At 70.6% G+C, this 20,430-nt stretch carries 23 protein-coding genes; 17 read left to right on the plus strand and 6 right to left on the minus strand.

Annotated elements, in window-relative coordinates; translation table 11 throughout:
- The first annotated feature begins 3 nt into the window (after positions 1 to 3).
- Genes FB391_RS02540 through FB391_RS02575 form a run of 8 tightly spaced genes read left to right on the plus strand, consistent with a single transcriptional unit; the run spans position 4 to position 8,853 of the window.
- Positions 4 to 951 carry a carbohydrate ABC transporter permease gene (locus FB391_RS02540; RefSeq protein WP_141892704.1) on the plus strand — a complete coding sequence of 316 codons (948 nt, stop codon included), beginning with the start codon at positions 4 to 6 and terminating at the stop codon, positions 949 to 951.
- Position 952: 1 nt separating this feature from the next.
- The gene (locus FB391_RS02545; protein ID WP_141892705.1) at positions 953 to 1,768 is read left to right on the plus strand and encodes a carbohydrate ABC transporter permease; all 816 of its coding nucleotides are present in this window, start codon (positions 953 to 955) and stop codon (positions 1,766 to 1,768) included.
- A gap of 8 nt (positions 1,769 to 1,776) precedes the next feature.
- Positions 1,777 to 3,906 (plus strand): hypothetical protein, encoded by a 2,130-nt coding sequence (locus FB391_RS02550; protein ID WP_141892706.1) that lies wholly within the window; start codon positions 1,777 to 1,779, stop codon positions 3,904 to 3,906.
- Entirely contained in the window at positions 3,903 to 5,078 is a 1,176-nt protein-coding gene (locus FB391_RS02555; RefSeq protein ID WP_141892707.1) for a GDSL-type esterase/lipase family protein, read from the plus strand. Before FB391_RS02550 ends, FB391_RS02555 begins: the two co-directional genes overlap by 4 nt.
- 31 nt (positions 5,079 to 5,109) lie before the next feature.
- Positions 5,110 to 5,952, plus strand: coding sequence for an SDR family NAD(P)-dependent oxidoreductase (locus tag FB391_RS02560; protein ID WP_141892708.1), 843 nt, complete (start codon positions 5,110 to 5,112; stop codon positions 5,950 to 5,952).
- On the plus strand, positions 5,949 to 7,001 hold the full coding sequence (locus FB391_RS02565; protein WP_141892709.1) for a mannonate dehydratase: 1,053 nt from the start codon (positions 5,949 to 5,951) through the stop codon (positions 6,999 to 7,001). The genes FB391_RS02560 and FB391_RS02565 overlap by 4 nt, the downstream gene beginning before the upstream one ends.
- A gap of 36 nt (positions 7,002 to 7,037) precedes the next feature.
- Positions 7,038 to 7,904 (plus strand): SMP-30/gluconolactonase/LRE family protein, encoded by an 867-nt coding sequence (locus FB391_RS02570; protein ID WP_141892710.1) that lies wholly within the window; start codon positions 7,038 to 7,040, stop codon positions 7,902 to 7,904.
- A gap of 1 nt (position 7,905) precedes the next feature.
- Positions 7,906 to 8,853: a DUF4432 family protein gene (locus FB391_RS02575; protein ID WP_185842903.1), complete on the plus strand. Its 948-nt coding sequence runs from the start codon at positions 7,906 to 7,908 to the stop codon at positions 8,851 to 8,853.
- 16 nt (positions 8,854 to 8,869) lie between these two features.
- Here FB391_RS02575 and FB391_RS02580 read toward each other — a convergent pair whose 3' ends face one another.
- Positions 8,870 to 9,922 carry a DUF4185 domain-containing protein gene (locus FB391_RS02580; RefSeq protein ID WP_141892712.1) on the minus strand — a complete coding sequence of 351 codons (1,053 nt, stop codon included), beginning with the start codon at positions 9,920 to 9,922 and terminating at the stop codon, positions 8,870 to 8,872.
- 79 nt (positions 9,923 to 10,001) lie between these two features.
- Positions 10,002 to 11,294: an MFS transporter gene (locus tag FB391_RS02585; RefSeq protein ID WP_141892713.1), complete on the minus strand. Its 1,293-nt coding sequence runs from the start codon at positions 11,292 to 11,294 to the stop codon at positions 10,002 to 10,004.
- A 124-nt stretch (positions 11,295 to 11,418) separates the two neighbouring features.
- Between FB391_RS02585 and FB391_RS02590 the strand changes: the two genes are divergently transcribed.
- The gene (locus FB391_RS02590; RefSeq protein WP_141892714.1) at positions 11,419 to 12,000 is read left to right on the plus strand and encodes a TetR/AcrR family transcriptional regulator; all 582 of its coding nucleotides are present in this window, start codon (positions 11,419 to 11,421) and stop codon (positions 11,998 to 12,000) included.
- 5 nt (positions 12,001 to 12,005) lie between these two features.
- Here FB391_RS02590 and FB391_RS02595 read toward each other — a convergent pair whose 3' ends face one another.
- Together FB391_RS02595 and FB391_RS19585 are read right to left on the minus strand one after the other, a co-directional pair.
- Positions 12,006 to 13,403: an MFS transporter gene (locus tag FB391_RS02595; protein WP_141892715.1), complete on the minus strand. Its 1,398-nt coding sequence runs from the start codon at positions 13,401 to 13,403 to the stop codon at positions 12,006 to 12,008.
- 71 nt (positions 13,404 to 13,474) lie between these two features.
- Complete coding sequence (locus tag FB391_RS19585) at positions 13,475 to 13,642, minus strand: hypothetical protein (RefSeq protein WP_185842904.1); 168 nt, start codon at positions 13,640 to 13,642, stop codon at positions 13,475 to 13,477.
- Between the two features lie 173 nt (positions 13,643 to 13,815).
- On the opposite strand from FB391_RS19585, the gene FB391_RS02600 reads away from it, so the two are divergent.
- Genes FB391_RS02600 through FB391_RS02620 form a run of 5 tightly spaced genes read left to right on the plus strand, consistent with a single transcriptional unit; the run spans position 13,816 to position 17,687 of the window.
- A complete protein-coding gene (locus FB391_RS02600; protein ID WP_141892716.1) occupies positions 13,816 to 14,532 on the plus strand; it encodes an ABC transporter ATP-binding protein in 717 nt (238 codons plus the stop codon).
- 20 nt (positions 14,533 to 14,552) lie between these two features.
- Positions 14,553 to 15,278, plus strand: coding sequence for an ABC transporter permease (locus tag FB391_RS02605; protein WP_141892717.1), 726 nt, complete (start codon positions 14,553 to 14,555; stop codon positions 15,276 to 15,278).
- A 2-nt stretch (positions 15,279 to 15,280) separates the two neighbouring features.
- A complete protein-coding gene (locus tag FB391_RS02610) occupies positions 15,281 to 16,501 on the plus strand; it encodes a sensor histidine kinase (RefSeq protein WP_141892718.1) in 1,221 nt (406 codons plus the stop codon).
- Positions 16,498 to 17,127, plus strand: coding sequence for a response regulator (locus FB391_RS02615; RefSeq protein WP_141892719.1), 630 nt, complete (start codon positions 16,498 to 16,500; stop codon positions 17,125 to 17,127). Before FB391_RS02610 ends, FB391_RS02615 begins: the two co-directional genes overlap by 4 nt.
- A 56-nt stretch (positions 17,128 to 17,183) precedes the next feature.
- Complete coding sequence (locus FB391_RS02620) at positions 17,184 to 17,687, plus strand: hypothetical protein (RefSeq protein ID WP_185842905.1); 504 nt, start codon at positions 17,184 to 17,186, stop codon at positions 17,685 to 17,687.
- Positions 17,688 to 17,813: 126 nt separating this feature from the next.
- On the opposite strand, the gene FB391_RS20065 is transcribed toward FB391_RS02620, so the two are convergent.
- A complete protein-coding gene (locus FB391_RS20065) occupies positions 17,814 to 17,948 on the minus strand; it encodes a hypothetical protein (protein WP_281286391.1) in 135 nt (44 codons plus the stop codon).
- A 139-nt stretch (positions 17,949 to 18,087) separates the two neighbouring features.
- Here FB391_RS20065 and FB391_RS19590 point away from each other — a divergent pair, with 139 nt between their 5' ends.
- Together FB391_RS19590 and FB391_RS02625 are read left to right on the plus strand one after the other, a co-directional pair.
- Positions 18,088 to 18,252, plus strand: a complete 165-nt coding sequence (locus FB391_RS19590; RefSeq protein WP_185842991.1) for a hypothetical protein — start codon at positions 18,088 to 18,090, stop codon at positions 18,250 to 18,252.
- 85 nt (positions 18,253 to 18,337) lie between these two features.
- Positions 18,338 to 18,622 carry a hypothetical protein gene (locus FB391_RS02625; RefSeq protein WP_141892721.1) on the plus strand — a complete coding sequence of 95 codons (285 nt, stop codon included), beginning with the start codon at positions 18,338 to 18,340 and terminating at the stop codon, positions 18,620 to 18,622.
- Positions 18,623 to 18,654: 32 nt separating this feature from the next.
- Here the strand turns inward: FB391_RS02625 and FB391_RS02630 are convergent, their stop codons facing one another.
- On the minus strand, positions 18,655 to 19,275 hold the full coding sequence (locus tag FB391_RS02630) for a DUF1349 domain-containing protein (protein ID WP_141892722.1): 621 nt from the start codon (positions 19,273 to 19,275) through the stop codon (positions 18,655 to 18,657).
- Between the two features lie 118 nt (positions 19,276 to 19,393).
- Between FB391_RS02630 and FB391_RS02635 the strand changes: the two genes are divergently transcribed.
- Positions 19,394 to 20,422 carry an NADPH:quinone reductase gene (locus FB391_RS02635; protein ID WP_141892723.1) on the plus strand — a complete coding sequence of 343 codons (1,029 nt, stop codon included), beginning with the start codon at positions 19,394 to 19,396 and terminating at the stop codon, positions 20,420 to 20,422.
- Positions 20,423 to 20,430 lie beyond the last annotated feature (8 nt).

Here is a 20,430-nt window from a genome sequence, read left to right on the forward strand (position 1 = left end):
CGAATGGCGCTCGCTCAGACGCCCGCACGGGAGCGGGCGGCGGACGGTCTCGACGAGACCTCCCGTCGCCCGCCCCGCCGGGGCCGGAAGACGGCGTACCAGGGTTCCGCCCGGGGCTTCATCGCCCCGGGCGTGTTCCTGGTGGCCGTCCTCCTCTACCTCCCCCTGCTGTGGACCACGTTCCTCAGCTTCACCGAGTACAACGGCCTGGGCGACCCGGACTGGGTCGGCTTCGACAACTACGTCGAGATGTTCGAGGACCCGGCGTTCGTCGGGTCGCTGCTGAACACCCTGCTGTGGGTGGCCGGCACCCTGCTGGTCCCCGTCGGCGTCGGCCTCGGGATCGCGCTGCTCACCTGGAACCTGCCCGGAGGCATCTGGCTGCGCCTGCCGTTCCTCATCCCGTACGCGATCTCGGGCATCGGTGTCGGCGTCATCTGGTCGTTCATCCTGTCGGCGGGCGGCGCGCTGGATCAGGCGCTCGCGGTGTTCGGCATCACCGATCCGCCACGATGGCTGGTGGACGCGCCCCTGAACACGGTCGTGATGATCTTCGCGGCGTCGTGGCAGGGCGTGGGCGTGAACGCGCTGCTGTTCACGATCGGCCTCCAGTCGATCCCCAAGGAGCCGCTGGAGGCGGCCCGCGTCGACGGCGCCACCGGCCTGCGCCTGTTCGGCAGCATCCTGTGGCCCATGCTGCGTCCGCTCACGGCGGTCGTCGTCGGCCTCTCGATCGTCGCCAGCCTGAAGACCTTCGACATCGTGCTGTCGATGACGAAGGGCGGTCCGGGCCGCGCGTCCGAGACGCTCGCGCTCACCATGTACCGCGAGACCTTCGTCAACAGCGACTACGGGCTCGGCTCGGCGATCGCGGTCTTCCTCTCCGTCGTCACGCTGATCGCGTCGATCCTGTACCTGCGCCAGCAGCTCTCCCAGAAGCACGAGATGTGACATGTCGAGAATCCTCCGCACCACCGCGCTCGTGATCCTGGGCGTCTTCTGGCTGCTGCCGGTCTACCTGCTGCTGATCAACGCGAGCAAGTCGCCGCTGACGTTCACGTCGAAGGAGGCGTGGATCCCGTCCGGGGAGTTCGCGCTGTTCTCGAACATCGCCGAGGCCATGCAGCTCTCGGGGCTCAGCGACAGCATCGTCGCCACGCTCATCTACGCGCTCGTCTCGCCGATCATCGCGGTGCTCGTCGGCGCGGCCGCGGGCTACGCGATCGTGGCGCTCCGGCTCAAGCGCGGGTTCCTGTGGTTCGTCGTGATCTTCGGCGGCACGGTGTTCCCGCTGCAGATGATCCTGCTCCCGCTGTTCGACGCGTACTCGCGCGTCGGGCTGTACGACACCCACGTCGGCATGATCATCGTCTACACCGCGATCTCGATCCCGTTCTCGGCGTTCGTGATGCGCAACTTCTTCACCGGCGTCGCGCACAGCGTCTTCGAGGCCGCCGTGCTCGACGGGGCGACCACATGGCGGATCTTCGCGCGCGTCTACCTGCCGATCGCCTCCAGCGCGCTCGTCGCGATCTTCATCCTGCAGGCGACGTTCATCTGGAACGACCTGCTGCTCGGTCTCACCCTGTCGCAGTCCGACAACGTGCGGCCGATCGTGACCACCCTCGCCGGGATGCAGAGCACGTACGGCGGCGCCCAGATCTCGACCGTCCTCGCGGCGGCCGTGCTGGTGTCGTTGCCGACGGTGATCCTGTTCCTGTTCACCCAGAAGTTCTTCGCCCGCGGCCTGGCCCTCGGTCAGTACTAGGAGTCCGATTGCTGACGCGCACGTCCCCCATCCCGACCGTGGCCGACCTCGCGGCCGACCCGGTCACCCACCACTATGACGACATGATCGCGCCGTCGGGGCTGACCAATCACCTCGGCACCGTCCGGGTCGATCACGACCTCACGTCGGTGAGCGCTGTGCAGTTCCCGCCGGTGTCGCAGGCGCTCGCCACGACGGCGGTGGCGTTCGTCGACGGCCGGATCTTCACGTCCTACGGCGCCGCGGTCACGCACGAGTGGCGTCCGGACCGCGTGGTGCGCCGTGCGGTCCTGCCGGGTCTCGAGCTGGTGACGACGACGGTGGCGGTGCCGGGCACGACGGCCGTCGCGATCGATGTGCGTGTGCGCAACACCGGTGGCACGGCACGCTCTGTCGAGTTCATGCTCTCGCTGGCCGCGCGGGTCGTCGCCGGCGACCAGGCGTGGAACGCCGCGGAGTCACCGGATGCCCGGAACGAGGCATCCGTCGACGGCGAGCGGCTGGTGTTCGTCGACGCCGCCGCGACGGCGTGGAGCGTGCAGGGCGTCGACGTGCCCGCCACCGCGCGACTCAGCGGCGTCGCCCCGACCTCGGAGCAGTTCTCGGTCGGGGTCGGCGGCATGGGGCGCGGCGGCGATGTGACGGTCGTGCTCGAGGTCGCCGCCGGCGCGGAAGCGCGCTTCGGCTACGTGAACGCCGTCGGCACGAGCCGTGAGCAGGCGCTCGCCGTGTTCGAGGCGGTCGCGGGCGACGTGGAAGGGGCGGTCGCGGCATCCGAGCAGTACTGGAATGCGCAGCTGGAAGCCGCCGTGACGCCTGGGAACACCGAGTTCTCGGGGCATCTGCCGGTGCTCGAGACCGAGTCAGAGGCGCTGCACCGCCTCTACTGGTGGGGCATCCTCGGCGTCATCTACATGCGACGCGACTACGCCGGCAACGTTCTCAGGCGCAGCTACGACACCTTGATGCCGAACTACTGGGCCACGACGACGTTCATCTGGGACTTCAGCCTGAGCTCCGTGACGCACGCGCTGCTGGACCCGGCGGCGATGAAGCGTCAGCTCTCGCATTGGATCGCGAGCGACACGCACACCCTGTTCGGCACGTCGTCGCTGACCGGTGGACCGGTGGGCCAGTGGTATTCGGTGAACGACTACGCCATGACGCGCCTCGTGCGTGACTACGTCCGCTTCACGGGCGACGCCGGCTTCTTCGACGAGCAGCAGACCGACGGCCGCAGCGTGCTGGACCATCTGCGCTTCTGGGCGCGCGCATGGCAGGGGCTCCGCCGCTCGTCGACCCTCGCGGACTACGGCGAGATCGAGAACCTGCTGGAGTGCGTCAGCACCTACACGCACGAGGTCGCGAGCTTCAACGCCGCGAACGTGTGGAACCTGCGGGTCACGGCGGACGTGCTGGATGCCCGCGGTGACGCGGTGGGCGCCGCCGAGCTGCGCGCCGAGGCGGACGAGCTCGTCGCCGAGGTGCGGAAGCTCTACCTGCCCGGCGAGGGCTTCTTCGCCGCGCGCCAGCCCGACGGATCCCGTTTGCCGGTGCGCCATTGCTACGACTTCAACATCGTGGGCACCACCATCGCCGGCGATCTCGACGACACCACGCGCGCCGAGATGGTGGCGTTCTTCCGGCGCGAGCTGCAGACGCCCGAATGGCTGCGGGCGCTCTCGCCGTGGGATCCGGATGCCTCGTACAGCGTGCGGCCTGACCACCAGTGGAACGGCGCCTACACCGCGTGGCCCGCCGACGCCGCGCGCTCGCTCGTGGCGCTGGGCGAACCGGGAGTCGCACTGGAATGGCTGCCGGGGCTCTCGCGCTCGGCCAACCAGGGTCCGCCCGCGCAGGCGCACTTCGTCGAAGAGGCGCAGCCGCTCGTCAACGGCGGAGCCCGCAAGGCGCCCCCGCAGCTGCCGTACATCAACGACTGGGCGTGCTCGTCGGCGGGGGCGTACGTGGCCCTCGTCATCGAGTCGCTGTTCGGCGCCGTCCCCGGTCTCGACGGGCTCGGCGCGGTCGAGGGCTGTGTGGCAGAGCTCGACCCGACGGCCGTGCTGCGCGGACTGCGCGTGGGGGAGCGGCTCGTCGACGTGCACGCCGACGGCCGGGTGGTCGACCGCGCATGACCGGCACGCCCCTTCACGACATCGATCTCGACGATCTCGTGGTGCGGGGCGCCGTCGAGGTCGAGCGGACGCCGCGGGGCCTGAGGCCGCACCGGCTGCCGGCGTGGGCTCGAGCCCAGGTGCCCGATGCGTTCATGGCGCAGACGTCGGCCGAGAGCGCGGGGGTGCGGCTCGCGTTCCGCACCGCGGCGACGACGATCGAGCTCGACGTCTCGGCGCGACAGATGGCGCCGGACGAGGCATCCGTCCTCCCGCCGAGCCGCTACGCGCTCACGACGGCCGGCCGAGTTGTCGCCGAGGCGCAGGCTGTGGCGGGCACGCGCTACGTCTTCTCGTTCGACGACCCGTCCGGCCGCATCGTCGAAGGGCCGCCGTCGCTGGTGCGCTTCGAGGGCCTGCCCGCCGTCGAGACCGAGTACGAACTGTGGATGCCGTTCACCAACGCCGTCGAGCTCCTCGCTGCCCGCGCCGACGCTCCCCTCCAGCGCCCGGCTGAACGGGCTGCGTTCCGCTGGATCCACCACGGCAGCTCGATCAGTCACGGCTATCGCGCCGACGAGACCACGGGGACGTGGCCGGTCGTCGCGGCGCTGGCCACCGACGTCGCGCTGACGAATCTCGCGTTCTCGGGCAGCGCGATGCTCGACCCCTTCACCGCGCGGACCATCCGCGACGAGCCCGCGGCCGACCTCATCAGCCTCAAGATCGGCATCAATCTCGTCAACGGCGATGCGATGCGCATGCGCGCGTTCCGTCCGGCGGTCGACGGCTTCCTCGACACGATCCGCGAGGGGCATCCGACGACCCCGATCGTCCTGGTCTCGCCGATCCACTGCGAACCGGTCGAGACCGCCGCAGGTCCGACCGTGCAGGATCCGGCGCGGTCGTACGAGTGGTCGATCGCCGGCGGAACCGAGGCGGACGTCGCCCTCGGCAAGCTGTCGCTGAGCTCGATCCGCGCCGCGCTCGCCGAGATCGTCGAGCGCCGTTCGGCGGCCGATCCGCACCTGCGCTACCTCGACGGTCTGACCCTGTACGGCGCGGCCGACGCCGCGCGGATGCCGCTGCCTGACAATCTGCACCCGGGACCCGACGTGCAGCGGCTCATCGGCGATCGCTTCGCCGCGCAGGTGCTGCGGCCGATGCGGAACGGGCATGCCGGACAGCCGTGACGGCGCGGGGCTTCACGAGGAAGGGACAGCGATGGACGGTTCGGAACGCGTGCACGAGGGCAAGGTCGCCCTCGTCACGGGCGGGTCGCAGGGCATCGGCCGCGGCGTCGCGCTGACCATGGCCCGGCGCGGCGCCGCGGTCGTGGTGCACGGACTCACCGAGGACTACGTCGAAGAGACGGTGGCCATGATCCGTGAGGCGAGCGGCACGGCGACAGGGACGCACGGGCCGATCGATCACGAGCAGACGAGCGTGGATGCCGTCGCCCTGGCGATCGCGGAGTACGGACGCCTCGACCACCTGGTCACCGCCGCGGGCATCCAGCGCTACGGCGACGCCGTCGACACGCCCATCGCGACGTGGGACGAGGTCTTCGACGTGAACGTGCGCGGGGTGTTCCTCGCCGCGCGGGCGGCGCTCCCGCCCATCCGCCGGGCGCGCGGGACCGTGACGGTGATCTCGTCGGTGCAGGCGACGGCGACCCAGACCAACGTCGTGGCGTACACCGCGAGCAAGGGGGCGCTCAACGCGCTGTGCCGCGCGATGGCCGTCGACGAGGCCGCGCATGGCGTGCGGGTCAATTCGATCGCGCCGGGCTCGGTCGATACGCCGATGCTGCGCACCTCGGCCGCGCAGTGGTCGGACGGCACGGACGAGGGCGTCGAGCAGACGATCGCCGAGTGGGGCACGATGCACGCGCTCGGCCGGGTCGCGCGTCCCGACGAGGTCGGCGAGGCGGCGTCGTTCCTCGCGAGCGAGGCCGCGAGCTTCATCACCGGATCCGAGCTGCGGGTCGACGGCGGGTTGCTGGCGCGGCTCGCCGCCACGCTCCCGGCCACGGCCGGCCAGGCAGAACGGAGCGCAGCTCGATGATCGGGCTCAGCGAGTTCCTGCCGCCTCGGCCCGAGGCATCCTGGAAGCTCATCCGCCAGGTCGGCGTCGACGACGTCGTCGGCGTGCTCAACGGGGCAGAGCAGGACCAGCGCATGTTCGCCTCGGTCGGCGCCGGCGGCTGGAGGGCCGACGATCGCGACGAGGTGCCGTGGAGCGAGGCGGCGTTGAAGCACAACATCGAGACGTACGACGACCACGGCTTCACCCTCGTCGCGCTCGAAGACACCGCTCCGATCGACAAGGCGCGCCTGGGCCTCGACGGGCGCGACGAGCAGATCGACCACGTGATCACCCAGATCCGGGCGATGGGCCGGCTCGGGGTGCCCACGCTCGCCTACAACTGGATGGCGCTGTCGAGCTGGGGACGCACCGACGTCGCCGTGGCCGATCGCGGCGGCGCCTACGTCACCGCCTACGACCGTGCCGTCGCGCAGTCGCGTGCGCCGCTGGTCCAGCCGGGCGAGGTCACGCCCGAGCAGATGTGGGCGGCGCTGGAGTACTTCCTGGCAGCCGTGGTGCCGGTGGCCGAAGAGGCGGGGGTGCGGCTGGCGATGCATCCCGACGACCCGCCGCAGCAGATCGATCGCAACTTGCCCCGCATCATGAGTTCGGCGGGCGCCTTCCGGCGGCTGCTGTCGCTGCACCCCTCACCGAACAACGGCATGACGTTCTGCCAGGGCAACTTCGCGCTGATGCCCGAGGTGCTTGACGGCGCGACGTCGATCCCCGAGCTGATCCGCGAGTTCGGCACCGCCGGCATCCCGTTCGTGCACTTCCGTGACGTGAAGGGGACGCCGGATTCCTTCCGCGAGACGTTCCACGACGCCGGGCAGACCGACATGCCGGCGTGCATGGAGGCGTACCACGAGATCGGGTTCGAGGGCCCCATGCGTCCCGACCATGTGCCGACGCTGGCCGGCGAGCCGAACACCCGCCCCGGTTACGAGACGCTCGGCCGGCTCTTCGCGATCGGCTATATCCGCGGTCTGGAGCAGTCGGTGTACGGCCACCCCGCATCGAGGCGATGAGCGGATGCCGACGTCCTGCGTGCGAGAGGAGAACTGATGACCGTGCAGGTGAGCGTCGCGGTGTCGCGGCGCGCGGAGTGCGGTGAGGGGCCGATCTGGAATCCCCGCACGAACGCGGTGCACTGGGTCGACATCGTCGGCAAGCAGATGCTCGTCACGGACGTCGCCACGGGCGCGACCGACGTCGTCGACTACGCCGAGATGGTGGGGGCGGCGGCGCCTCGGGCCGATGGCGGCATGGTCGCTGCGGTGGCGAGCGGGTTCGTCGGGTTCGACGCCGACGGCCGGGTCGACCGCAGGGTCGACATCCTGCCCGAGGGCATCCGCATGAACGATGCGAAGACCGACCCCGCCGGGCGGTACTGGGCCGGCAGCTGCGAGCTGGGCTTCGCGCCGGGGCGCGGCGGCCTCTGGCGACTCGACGAGGACTGGCAGCCGAGGCTCGTGCTGACGGACCTGACGCTGCCGAACGGCCTGGGCTGGAGTCCCGACGGCAGCGTCTTCTACCTGGTTGAGACGCAGGGCCGTCGGATCCTGCGCTTCGGCTTCGACCCACAGTCGAGCACGATCATCTCCGCGGCATCCGTGCTCGTCGACTCCGCCGACCTTCCCGAGGGGCTTCCTGACGGCCTGGCCGTGGACGCGCGCGGGCACCTCTGGCTCGCCTCGTACGGGGGATCGGCCGTCCACGAGTTCTCGCCGGAGGGGATGCTCGTGCGGACGGTTCCCGTGCCGACGCGGCAGACGACGTCGTGCAACTTCGTCGGCCCGGGGCTCGACGAACTGTGGGTCACCTCCGCCGCCGCGCAGCTGGATCCCGCGGTCGATCCCGATGCGGGATCGGTGTTCCGCGTCGAGGGGCTCGGCGTCGTCGGCCTCGCCACCCCCGCGTTCCGAGGCTGACGTGCCGATCTCGATCGCCTCTGCAGCGCTCACCGCGATCATCACGCCCGAGCGCGGCGCAGACATCGTCCAGATCATCGACCGCGCCACCGCGACCCCGCTCCTCGCGGAGTCTCCCACGCGAGGCGTCGGCACGAGCGAGGGGTCCGCGACCGACTCGACCGCCGCATGGCTGCGCGGCTACCCCGGCGGGTGGCAGCTGCTCGTGCCCAACGCCGGCCCCGAGCGCGACCACGACGGCGTGCGGCAGGGCTATCACGGCGAGGCGTCGCTCGCGGCGTGGGACCTCGTGACGCGCGACGAGAGCTCGTGCACGCTCGAGACGGACCTTCTCACCGCCCCGCTCCGGCTGCGCCGCCGCGTGTCCGTCGAGGGCGAGGTGCTGACCGTCACCGACGAGATCGAGAACCTGTCACCCGATCCCGTCGAGACCCGCATCGTGCAGCATCCCGCGTTCGGAGCGCCGTTCCTCGACGACCGGAGCTACCTCGTCACGGCGGCCGAGACGATCGTGACGGATGCCGCCGCCCCGGGCACGCTGGCCGCCCGGGATGTCGTCGGCAGGCCGGGCGACGTGCTGCCGGCGGGGCCCGTGCGTGACAGCATCCACCTTCCCGGGCCCGGGTCGACGGCGTCGCTGTTCGCCGCGCTCACCGGGTTCGCGACGCCCGAGGCGACGTTCTGCAGCCCGACGGCGGGGATCGCGGTGCGGCTCGCCTGGGACGGTGAGGCGCTGCCGCACGCCTGGTTCTGGATCGAGGCGCACGCCGGGAGTGGGTGGCCGTGGTTCCGGAGGCTCTACGCGATCGCGGTGGAGCCCGCCAATGTGCTGCCCGGCGACGGCGATGCGCCGCCGTACCTGCGGGGCGGCAACGGCACGCTCATCGCGGCGGGCGAGACGCTCACCCTGACGACGTCGCTCACGCGACTGCCGCTGCCGCCGGACTGACTCGGCCGCAGCCCGGTCACGCGAAGGTGATCTCGATGAGGTGCGGCTTGTAGACCGTGGAGTCGATGAAGGTCATGTACGTCACCCTGCCGCCGTCGCGGGCGAACTCGGGATGCTCCTTGCCGGCGTTGAAGAGCGCCTCGGCAGAGGTGCGCTCGGGGCGGAAGACGACCTGGGGCTCGCTCCACGGGCCGGTCAGCTCGGGCGCGGTCCGGATCACCAGGATGTTGTCGCGCTGGTATGTGGTCAGCGAGATGAAGCAGCCGAGGTACGGGTTCCACGAGGACGACATCTCGTTGGGCACGTCCGAGAACAGGCAGGCGGTCGGGGCGAAGGTGTCGGACCAGCGCACCGGTGCGTCGGGGTCGGCGAGCGTCGGCGCCTGCACGAGGTACTCGTAGGCCGAGAGGTCTTCGATCTGCCCCGGCCGCACGCGCGCCAGGTACATGTCGCCGGCCGACTTCGACTCGGGCTGGATCGATCCCCACAGGTACAGGTACTCGCCGTGCGGCTGCACCCACACGCCGAATCCGGGCTCGTTCCCCTTGAACCATTCGAAGCTGCCGTCCGGCGCGGGCAGGCGCTCGAACTCGTACGCGGGACCGGTCGCGCGGGCGACGCCCATGCCGTCGAGGGTGAACGTCTCGAAGACGTCGAGCGTCGGGTCCATCGTGATGCGGTGGTAGTACAGGTAGAGGCTGCCGCCGGTGTGGACGCCGTGGATCGCCCACAGCCGCTGCGTCGACTTGTGCTCGGGCGCGACGAAGCCGATCAGCTGCCGTGCCCGTGCGCCGCTCGGCTCGGTCAGGTAGTGGAACGTCTTGACCCCGTCCGACAGGTCCTGCAGCGGCACGATCGCGCCCGTGTTCGAGAGCACCTCGGTCAGCTCGAACCCGCGGATGGTGTCGAACGGGCCCTCGACGGTGTCGCCGAAGATCCAGAAGGTCTCATCGCCGGGCAGCAGCACCGACGTGACGGCATCCTGTCCCGTGATGTCCACGTCGTTGTCGCCGAACTGCACGCCCAGATCGCGGACGGATGCCACCAACGGGCTGGGTCGTAGCGTCATCGCTCGAGCCTCCTGAGGTCTGTGCTCCCAGGCTATCGGCTGGGTCCGCGGCGCGGCGGCGCCCGCGCGCGGCCGACCCCTAACGAGGCTCGGACTCCTCCTCGCCCGTGACTTGCCGTGCCGTGTCGGCCGGCGGCCGCTGCGCCCGGCTCAGGAGCACGAACGGCACCGCGACGGCCGAGATCACCCCGCTCCAGATCATCGACGTGCCGTAGCCGCCGACGTCGGCGGCGCGGCCGAGCGCCGGCTGGAACACGACGCCGCCGGCCGAGCCCATGAGCGAGTCGAACGAGAGCACGGTCGCCCGCTGCTTGGACGGGATCATGTCGTTGAGGTAGGCGCGATGCACCGGGTCGTCGAGCGCCGAGGCGATGCCCCAGAGCGCCACCAGCGCCACGGCGACCCAGAAGTTGCGCACGAGTCCGAGCCCGATCAGCACGAGGGCGCTCGCGATGGTGGCGAGCAGGATGACCGATGTGCGCCGGCGGAACAGCGCCCGCACCTTCGGCGCCAGCGCGCCGCCGACGATGGCGGCGCCCGAGAGCAGCGCGGCGGCGAGCCCGGCGATCGTGTACGCCGTCTCGTCGCCCCACAGCTCGAGCAGGTACGGCTGCAGCGCGTAGAACACGTAGATGCCGACGCCCGCGGTGAACGGGCTCGTCAGCATGAACCACCGGACGGGCGGATCGCCGAGACCGTACCGGATGGATGCTCGCAGCACCGTGCGCGTCGCCCGCAGCGGTCCCTCACTGCGGTCGGGTGTGAAGCCGAGGTCGTGCATCAGCAGCGCCGCGACGAGCAGCATGATGACGAGGATGCCGCCCCGGATGAGGAACGGCACGCCCAGGTTCGTCGCCTGAGCGACGATGCCGCCGAGCACCGAGCCCGAGAGCATCGCGATGCCGCCGACGATCTGCGCCCGCCCGAACACCGTCTCGAGGCTGCCCTCGTAGCCGGTCGCCTTGAGAGCGTCGACGAGCCACGCGTCCACCGCGCCCGAGAAGAAGGTGAACCCCAGCCCGAGCAGCACCGAGACCACCGCCCACGCCCAGAACGGGGAGTGCCAGACCCACAGCATCCAATAGAGCACCGTCGTCGTGGCGAGCGTGACGGTGCCGAGCAGGTACGACGCGCGGCGCCCGACGGTGTCGGCGACGACGCCCGTGGGGATCTCGAAGATCAGCATGCCGGCGGTGAAGAACGCGTTCGCCGAGAACGCTTCGAGGTTCGTCAGCCCGGCGTCGAGCAGGAACAGCGTGTTGATGCCCCAGATGAACGACGCCGCGATCGTGTTGCCGAGCATGAGCGTGTAATAGGTGCCCTGCACGCGCCGCGGCGTCGGCAACGAGCGCACGGCGTTGGTTCTCGACATGGCGGCACCGCCTCTTCCCGTGGGATGTCGACGACACCGCGACAGTAGCCCCGGGGCGGCGACATCGTCTACGGGGTGCTCGACGTCGTAGGGTGAAGGACGAGCTCGTTCGAGGAGAGCGCCGATGTCCACCGCCACCACCACGCCCAAGCGCGCTGACGCGAGACGCAACATCGAGGCCATCGTGGAGGCCGCGACGACACTGCTCGCCGCCGACCCCGACGCGAGCATGCTCGCCATCGCCAAAGAAGCGGGAGTGGGCCGGGTCACCCTGTACGGCCACTTCCCCTCGCGCCCTGTCCTGATCGCGGAGGTCGCGGCCCGCGCCATCGCCCACACCGACCACGCGCTGAACGCCGTCGACACCGACGGTGATCCGCGAGAGGCGATGGAGCGACTCCTCGTGGCGACGTGGGGGCTGACGCACCGGTTCGGTGGGATCGTCGTCGCCGCGAACCAGGCATTGGCGCCGGACGCCGTGCGCCAGGCACACGAAGAACCGGCCCGGCGCGTGCGGATGCTGCTCGAACGCGGCCGTGAGCAGGGCGAGTTCACCGCGTCGATGCCGGTGGAGTGGCAGCTCACCACCATCCAGGCGGTGCTGCACGCAGCATCCGCCGCCGTTCACCGAGGCGAGATCACCGCGGAGCAGGCGCCCTCGCTGGTATCCGCCACCGTTATCGCCGCGCTCACGCCTCCGGGCTGAGAACGTCACTCCGATTCAGCGGCTGAGCGCGTCCGGCCGGGAAGCAGCGCGACAGCCAGGACCGTCGCGACCGCGGCGAAGGCCGCGAGCAGCCAGAACCCGTCCTCGTAGGCGCTGGAGCTCTCGCCCGCGACTCCGGCGGCCACGATGCTCGAGACGGCCGAGACTCCCGTCGCCGCGCCGAACTCGTGGAAGGTGCTGAGCGCCCCCGAGCCGACGCCCGCCTCCTGCGGGGCGACCGCCGAGAAGACGCTCGTCGCGGAGGCGACGAATGCCAGCCCGATGCCGAGTGCGGCCACGCTCATCCCGATGACGAGAACGGTCATGCTGGCGGTGGTGGCGGCGAGGACCGACGCCGCTGCCGTGATGGCGAGACCTGACGTGCCGACGACCCGGACCCCGAGTCGAGTCACCGCGCGGCCGCCGAGCTGCGCCCCGGCGATGGCTCCGAGGGCGACAGGGAGGAACACCAGTCCCGTGTCGAGGGCTGTGAATCCGTGCACCCGCTGGAAGATGAACGACCCCAGGAAGAACACGCCGATCATGAGCGCCGTGGCGACGAAGATCAGTCCGAACCCGGTGACCACGGGACGCCGCGTCAGCATCCTCAGGTCGATCAGTGGATGCTTCGCCGTGCGCTGGCGCCAGACGAAGGCCGCGTACCCGAGCGCTGCCGCAGCGACCGGGATGAGCGTCGCGGCGCTGGTCCATCCCGCGTCGCCGGCGTTGACCAAGCCCAGGATCAGCGCTGCCGTGGAGGCCGTGACGACGACCGCTCCGATCCAGTCGAGCCGCCCGCCCCATCCGGGCAGCGCCGGCAGGGTGCGCACCAGCGCCACGAACAGGACCGCGCCGACCGGGGCGTTGATCCAGAAGACCCACGACCACCCGGGTCCGGCGGTCAGCGCGCCGCCCAGGAGCACGCCGACGGCGGCGCCCATGCCGCCCACGGCCGACCAGACCCCGAGCGCCTTGGCCAGTTCGGCGCCCTGGAACGTCCGGGCGACCACCGACAGGGCGGCCGGAGACAGTACTGCAGCTCCGAGCCCCTGAATCGCCCGCCCCGCCAGCAGGGCGACCGGATCCGCCGCGAAGCCGGTGACCACCGACGCGACCGTGAAGACTCCCAGCCCGAGCAGGACGACGGTGCGACTGCCGAAGACGTCTGCCGCCTTGCCCCCCAGCAGCATGAAGCCGCCGAACATGAGCGCGTAGATGCTGACGACCCAGGTCAGGGCGCTCCGGCTGAGGTCCAGCTCGGCCTGCATCTGGGGGAGGGCGAGCGCCACCACGGTCACGTCGATGACCAGCATCAGCTGCGCTGTCGCCAGCAGGGCCAGCAGCAGCCACCGGCGCGAGACGGCCGTTGCGGCATCCGCGGAACTGTCTGTGTACTGCGACATTGATCCTCCTAAGTCGGATTGTGGTGTTCGAGTTCGCACGCTAACATGAACACCGATGTACGACAACGGGGTCAGTGGATCGCCGGGAAGCCTGGATTCACGGCGGCCTGCCTCAGCAGGTCGGCCTCGCGCTCGCGGCGTGCGAGCTCCAGCAGGCGACGGTGATGGTGCTCGTCGGGAGTCAGCGGGGCGGTGTGGATGCCCGCGCGCAGCTGTCGGAGGGCTTCGTGGATGGACATGCGGCAAGACTCGCGACAGCCGGGCCCTGAGGCATCGCTCGACCCGACAGATCTCGGTCGGTCGCGTCCGAGTTGTGAATCAACCGATCGGTGGATCGGCGGCTCATCCTCGAACGGCCGAGTCCAGCCCTTCCGTCGATCCGTGTCCGCGAGGACGCCGCCAGGCTGACGTCATGGCGATCATCGAGGTCTCAGGAGTCAGCAAGTCCTATGCGGGCAGGGCCGCACTGAGCGACGTCGCGCTGACGGTGCATGCGGACGAGATCTTCGGCATCATGGGCCCGAACGGAGCCGGCAAGACCACGCTCGTCGAGATCATCGAAGGGCTGCGAGCGGCTGACTCCGGACGCGTGCGGGTGCTCGGGATGGACCCGCGCACCGAGCGCCGGCGTCTGAACGAATCCCTGGGCGTACAGCTGCAGAACACCGAGCTGCCCGACAACCTCAAGGTCAGAGAAGCGCTGCAGCTGTACGCGTCGTTCTACAGGTCTCCTGCGGACTGGCCGGCGGTCATGGCGACGTGGGGGCTGACGGAATTCTCCGACGCGCGCGTCGGCAGACTCTCCGGCGGGCAGAAGCAGCGCTTGGTCATCGCCCTGGCCCTGGTGGGGGACCCTTTGCTCGTGGTGCTGGACGAACTCACGACCGGGTTGGATCCGAGCGCGCGCAGAGAGACGCTCTCGCTCGTGCGCCGGGTGCGGGACAACGGGGTGACCGTGCTTCTCATCAGTCACTTCATGGACGAGATCGAGGCGTTGTGCGACCGCGTCGCCGTGTTGAGCCGCGGCCGCGTCCTCGCTGTCGACACGCCTGCGGCGCTCGCCGAGCGCGTCGAGGAGCGCACGCTCGACACGGCGTTCGACAAGCTCACCGGGGGTGGCGGGGAATGATGGGCTCGGCTGAGGTCCGGATGAATCGGGCGCCCGCGCGGCGCAGCGCCGCGGCGCAGCTCACCATCACCGAGACGAAGCTGCTCTCGCGGGATCCGGGTGCGTTCTTCACGCTCGTGATCCCCGTCTTCATCCTGATCGCGTTCGGCAGTTCCGTCAGCGCCGGCGATGTGACGCTGCTCCCGATGACGCTGGCGATCTCGGTCGCCCTCGTCGCGCTCTATCTCATGCCCACCGCACTGGCCACGTACCGGGAGAAGGGGATCCTGAGACGGCTGTCCACGACTCCCGTCCGGCCGGGGATCATCCTCGTCGTGCAGCTCGCGCTCCAGGTCGCGATGGCATGGGGCGCCGGCATCCTTCTCATCCTGGGTGCGATGGTGCTGTACGGGGCGCAGATCCCCGCCGATGCGCCGGCGTTGCTCGGGGTCTACGCGCTGGGAACCCTGGCGGTGTTCTCGCTCGGGCTCGTCATCGCCGCGGTCGCTCCCAGCGGCAGGGCCGCGAACGGCATCGGGGTGCTGCTCTACTTCCCCCTCGCGTACCTCGCTGGCCTGCTTCAGCCCACGCCGCTCATGCCCGCTACCATGGTGCGCATCGGGGAGTTCACCCCGCTGGGTGCGTTCCGCTCGGTTCTGCACGACGTGTGGACAACGCAACCGCTTGAGCCGGCTCCTCTGGTGCTCATGGCCGCGTACGCGGTGGTGCTCACCCTGGTCGCCGTCAAGCTCTTCCGCTGGGAGTGAGGATGGACCGGCAGGACGCGAGACTCGTGGTCGTCGAGCAGCAGCTCGAGCGGGCGATCGCCGTGGTGCCGTACGCGCTGCTGCTGCTGTCGACGGCGTTGTCGCTGATCGCGGGGTCGCCGTCGTGGCACGAGCGGCTCGTCACTCTGGGGCTCGCGCTCCTCACGGGTCTGTGGATGTGGCTGATGTCGAGCATCCGCCCGCCCGGGCCGCTTTATGTCTGGGGTCTGATCGCGCTGATCGCGGTGCTCTCGGTGCGCGACCCGTGGTTCGCCGGGTTCTTCGGCTTCGTCGGCTACCTTCAGTCGTGGCACCATCTTCGTGGCGCCTGGCGGATCGCGGGAGTCGCGGCCACCGCCGTCGTCACCCTGACGCCGCTGTTCGGCGATGTGATCCCGCCCACTCCCCTCGGCGTGCTCGTGTCGGCGATCGTGCTCGCCGTTCTCGTCATGATGGTCGTGCTCTTCAGCCTGCTGGGCGACGTCACATCCGAACGGACGCGCGAGCGCACGAGCATGATCGCGCAGCTCGAAGACACGCTGCGCGAGAACGAGCAGCTGCACCGACGACTCATCGATCAGGCGCGAGAGGGCGGTGCGCGAGCGGAGCGTGAACGGATCGCGATGGACATCCACGACACGCTGGCGCAGGGATTCGCCGGCATCATCACTCAGGTGCAGGCCGCCCAGACGGCCGCCGACCGAGCCGACGATCCCGACACGCGACACCACCTCGGGCTCGCCGTGTCGCTGGCGCGCGTCGGACTCGATGAGGCGCGCCGCTCCGTGCGGGCGATCGGCCCGCGGATGCTCGACGCCGCCGTCCTGCCGCAGGCGATCACCGCGCTGGCGGCCGAATGGAGCGAGCGCAGCGGCGTGCGCGCGGTCGTCCAGACGACGGGAACCCCCGAGCCGCTCCACCCCGAGGTCGAGACGACGCTCCTCCGCGTGGCGCAGGAGGCGCTCGCCAATGCGGCGAAGCACGCCGCAGCCACGCGCGCAGGGGTCACGCTCTCGTACATGGGCGATATCGTCTCGATCGACATCCGCGACGACGGAAAGGGCTTCGACATGGCCGAGGGCAGGACGCAGGGCGGGTTCGGCCTCATCTCCATGCGTGAGCGCGCGGCTCGCGTCGACGGGTCGCTCGCGATCGAATCCGCTCCGGGCGCCGGCACGGCGGTGTCGGCCACGCTGCCCGCGCTGTCGCGAGACAGCGCATGAGCGGCGCACCGATCCGCGTCATGATCGTAGATGACCACCCGATCGTGCGGGATGGTCTTCGCGGGATGTTCGAGGGCGCCGACGGCATCGAGGTCGTCGGCGATGCGGGCGACGGAGCCCGCGCCGTGGATCTGGCGCTGGTGCTGGATCCGGATGTCATCCTGATGGATCTGCGGATGCCGCGTCTCGACGGCGTCGCGGCGATTCGCCGCCTGACCGAGCTCGGCGTGGGGGCTCGCGTCGTGGTGTTGACGACCTACGACACCGAGGCCGAGGTGCTGCCGGCGATCGAGGCCGGAGCGACGGGGTATCTGCTCAAGGACGCGGCGACCGACCAGCTTCTGGGTGCCGTCGAGGCCGCCGCTCGCGGTGAAGCCGTGCTCGCGCCCGCGGTGACCAGCCGGCTCATGGGGCGCCTGCGCGAGCCCGAGCCCGTGCTCACGGAGCGCGAGCTCGAAGTCCTCCGGCTCGTCGCCGAAGGAACGACCAACCGTGACATCGCGTCGTCGCTGTTCCTCAGCGAAGCCACGGTGAAGACGCACCTGCTGCACATCTACGCGAAGCTGGGTGCGACGGACCGTGCTGCCGCGGTCGCCGTCGGCTTCCAGCGTGGGCTCCTCCGGTGACCTGACGGCTTCCTGTTCACCGCACCGACGGCCGGCACCAGTCGACGCCGCGCATCGTGGGGGAGTACATTGACGCCACCAGCCTGGAGGTGATCGTGAAGAGACGACAGACTCAGCACGCCATCACTGACGAAGAGCAGTGGGCGCGCTACGCATTCGTGCTGGGCAACGTTCCGGCGAGCGTCGCCGACAAGGCGTTCGCCGCGGGGTTCGCCCGGCTGCCGCTGGCACACCGCGAGGTGATCGTCGATCAGCTGCGCTCACAGCTGCCGGATGTCCCGTCGAACACGGCGGAGGTGCCCGAGGTATTCGCCCGGCTCATGCGCGATCTGCGGGCGCGCGCCGCCCTCGTCGGCATCGGCGCAGCGACCGCGCTCGCGGCGGAGTTCGTCGCGAGCGCGCCGATCGCCGCCTACTTCGCGAGAGGCGTGGGGTCGGTGTCGATCGAGCATCAGCCGCTGTGGGTGCAGGAGCTCGCCGGCCACGAGGTCGCCCCGATCGACGGAGGGCGGGCGCACCACCGGCCCGGCGTGAACTCGGGCGAGTGGTTCGGCACTTGAGGCGTCGGGTGGATGCCGCACCCGGCGCCGCCCGGCGGCACGGGTTCTGCCCCGCGCCGGCGGGTCACGCGCCTCCGCGCGAAGAGCGCGCCCGGGCAGTCCGAGCGCGCTCTTCGGCGACGTTCGTCAACCGGACGCACCCTTGCGTGGTTTGATGAACGCTCGGGATTCCTGGCTCGCGCGCTTCTCGGCGCGCTTCTCCTTCAGGGACGACTTGGCGACCTTCTTGGCGCCCTTCGCTCGCGGTGATCTGTCTGACATGGAGGACTCGCTTCCCCTGGTCGGCTGGCGGGTGAACCCCCGACCATAGCCGGTTCCCCGGCGAAGTCAATTCCGCCTGTGATGCGAGCAGAAATCCCGCTGACTTGCCTTTTTCTGGAACCCGGCTATGGTGAGGGCCATGATCACGAGCACCCGTCACCATCGCACAGAGCGTCCGTCCGGCGCCTCCGTGGTGACGGCCGTCGTCGAGATCGCCGGCGCGCGCCACGAGGTGCTCCCGCCCCGGCAGATCTTCGCCGCGGGACTGGTCCCTCAGCCTCCCCGCCGCGCCGAGCCCCCGTGAACCGTCGTCCTCCCGACCCGGTCGAACCGGACACATCTCGCGCGTCGCACCTCTGCGGCGCGTTTCTCGTATCCAAGGAGCAGTCATGCTGAAGCCGCGTAGCCGCAAGCCGGTCGAGATCCCCTCGGTGCCGCCCGTACCTCACGACGATGAGCGCGGCCGTCGCCGGCGGACGCCCATGGCGTCGGTGGTGGTGGCGCGAGCCGGCCGGCTCTTCCATCCGCGCGGGGACCGAGGCATCCAGCATCGCCGGCTCGTCGATCACGCGCTGGAGGCGTCACCTGCCTGGAACGCGGGCCCCGGTGAGGAGGCGGAGGTGCCGTGGAGCACCTTCCGCGGGGCGACTGCCCGCTTCGTCGCCTTCGGGTGACGCGGTCGTTCGGGTTCCCGGGTCGGGCCGGCCTACCGGCCGTCGCGCAGGTCGCCGAGGGTCTCGCGGGCGAAGCTGACCCGCTCGAACGACACCCGGCATCCCTCACCTGTCGGGCTCTGCCCTTCGAACCCGAGCCGCACCTCGTCGATCCCGTCGCCCAGCGCGAACGCGCGTACGAAGTGCCACCAGTCTCCGTCGGTCGAGGCGTGCAGCGCGAACAGCCGCCCGACCCGCGAGATGCGGAGCCACACCGCGTCGCCGTCGACGGTGAACGAGTTCGCGTCGTCCGAGACTCCGCGGGTGACGACCGACACCACCATCGGCGTTCCGGCGGGCGACTGCTCGAAGCACAGCTTCGCCCAGTGCCGCTCGTCGGCCCACACGAGCAGGACGGCCGCGTCGAACATCGCCCCGAAGCCCGCGTGGACGCGAGCCGAGAACACGAAGTCGCCCGCGCCGGGTGCGCCGAGCAGCGTGACCGCGTTGAGCATCGACTCGGCGGCGGTTCCGCTCTCGCCGCTCGGGTCGATGAACAGGTCCGTGTGTGCCGGCGCGACCACTTCCACGCGGTCGCCGGCGACCACCCAGTCCGAGCCCGGCGAAGGCGTCAGGCCGAAAGGGATGCCCGGAACGGCGAAGGTTGTCGACATCGAAGGTCTCCTCGGGGGTTGTGGTCAGGTCGCAGGAGGGATGGATGCCGCACGCACATCCCGCAACATCATCCCGCGGCAGGGAAGCCTCCGCGTGCACACGGCGTTGCCCCTTCACATGCGATCGATCGTCTACTCCCGCACCGGTACGTCGTCCGTCCTCTCGCTTGCGGATCGTGAGCCCGCAGCCCCCGGTCCGGGGGAGGTGCGGGTACGCGTCGCCGTGTCGGGCGTGAACCCGACCGACTGGAAGTCCCGTGCGGGCAGCGGAGCGCGGTCGGCGTTCGACGAGATCGTGCCCAACCAGGACGGCGCCGGCGTCATCGACGCCGTGGGTGACGGAGTGGAGCAGCTCTCGGTCGGCGACCGCGTGTGGCTGTACCTCGCGCAGCATCAGCGGCCCACGGGCACGGCGCAGGAGTACACGGTCGTCCCGGCGGAGCGCGCGGTCAAGCTGCCGGACGGCATCGGCTTCGATGTCGCCGCAAGCCTCGGGGTGCCGGCGATGACGGCGCATCGCGCGCTCACCGTGCACGAGTCCGGGCCCGCGCGGCTCTCGCCCGGATCACTCGGCGGACGCGTCGTGCTGGTGGCCGGGGGAGCAGGCGCCGTCGGGCACGCCGCCATCCAGCTCGCCGTCTGGGCGGGCGCCACCGTCATCGCGACGATCTCCAGTGACGAGAAGGCCGCACTCGCGACAGCCGCCGGCGCGCACCACGTCGTGAACTACCGCGACGGCGACGCCGCCGACCAGATCTCGGCGCTCGCCCCCGACGGGGTCGACCACATCGTCGAGGTGTCCATCACGCAGAACGCTGCGCTGGACGCCCAGGTGATCGCCAACCACGGCTCGATCGCCTACTACGCCGACAACGGCGGCGACCAGGCGACCATCCCGGTGCGGCCGACCTTCGCGAAGAACGTCCGCATCCAGGGGCTGCTGCTGTACACGGTGGGCGAGGCCGCGCTGTCCGCCGCCGTCGACGACATCACGGCGGCACTCCGCGACGGCGCGCTCCCCGTCGGCGAGGCCGCCGGACTGCCGCTCACCTGGTTCCCGCTCGAAGCGACCGCCGCCGCCCACGACGCCGTCGAGCAGGGCGCCGTGGGCAAGGTGCTCATCGACGTCAGCGGCGTCAACAGCTGACGGCATCC

Source organism: Microbacterium kyungheense, assembly GCF_006783905.1.
In the GTDB taxonomy this organism is placed as follows: Bacteria; Actinomycetota; Actinomycetes; order Actinomycetales; family Microbacteriaceae; genus Microbacterium; species Microbacterium kyungheense.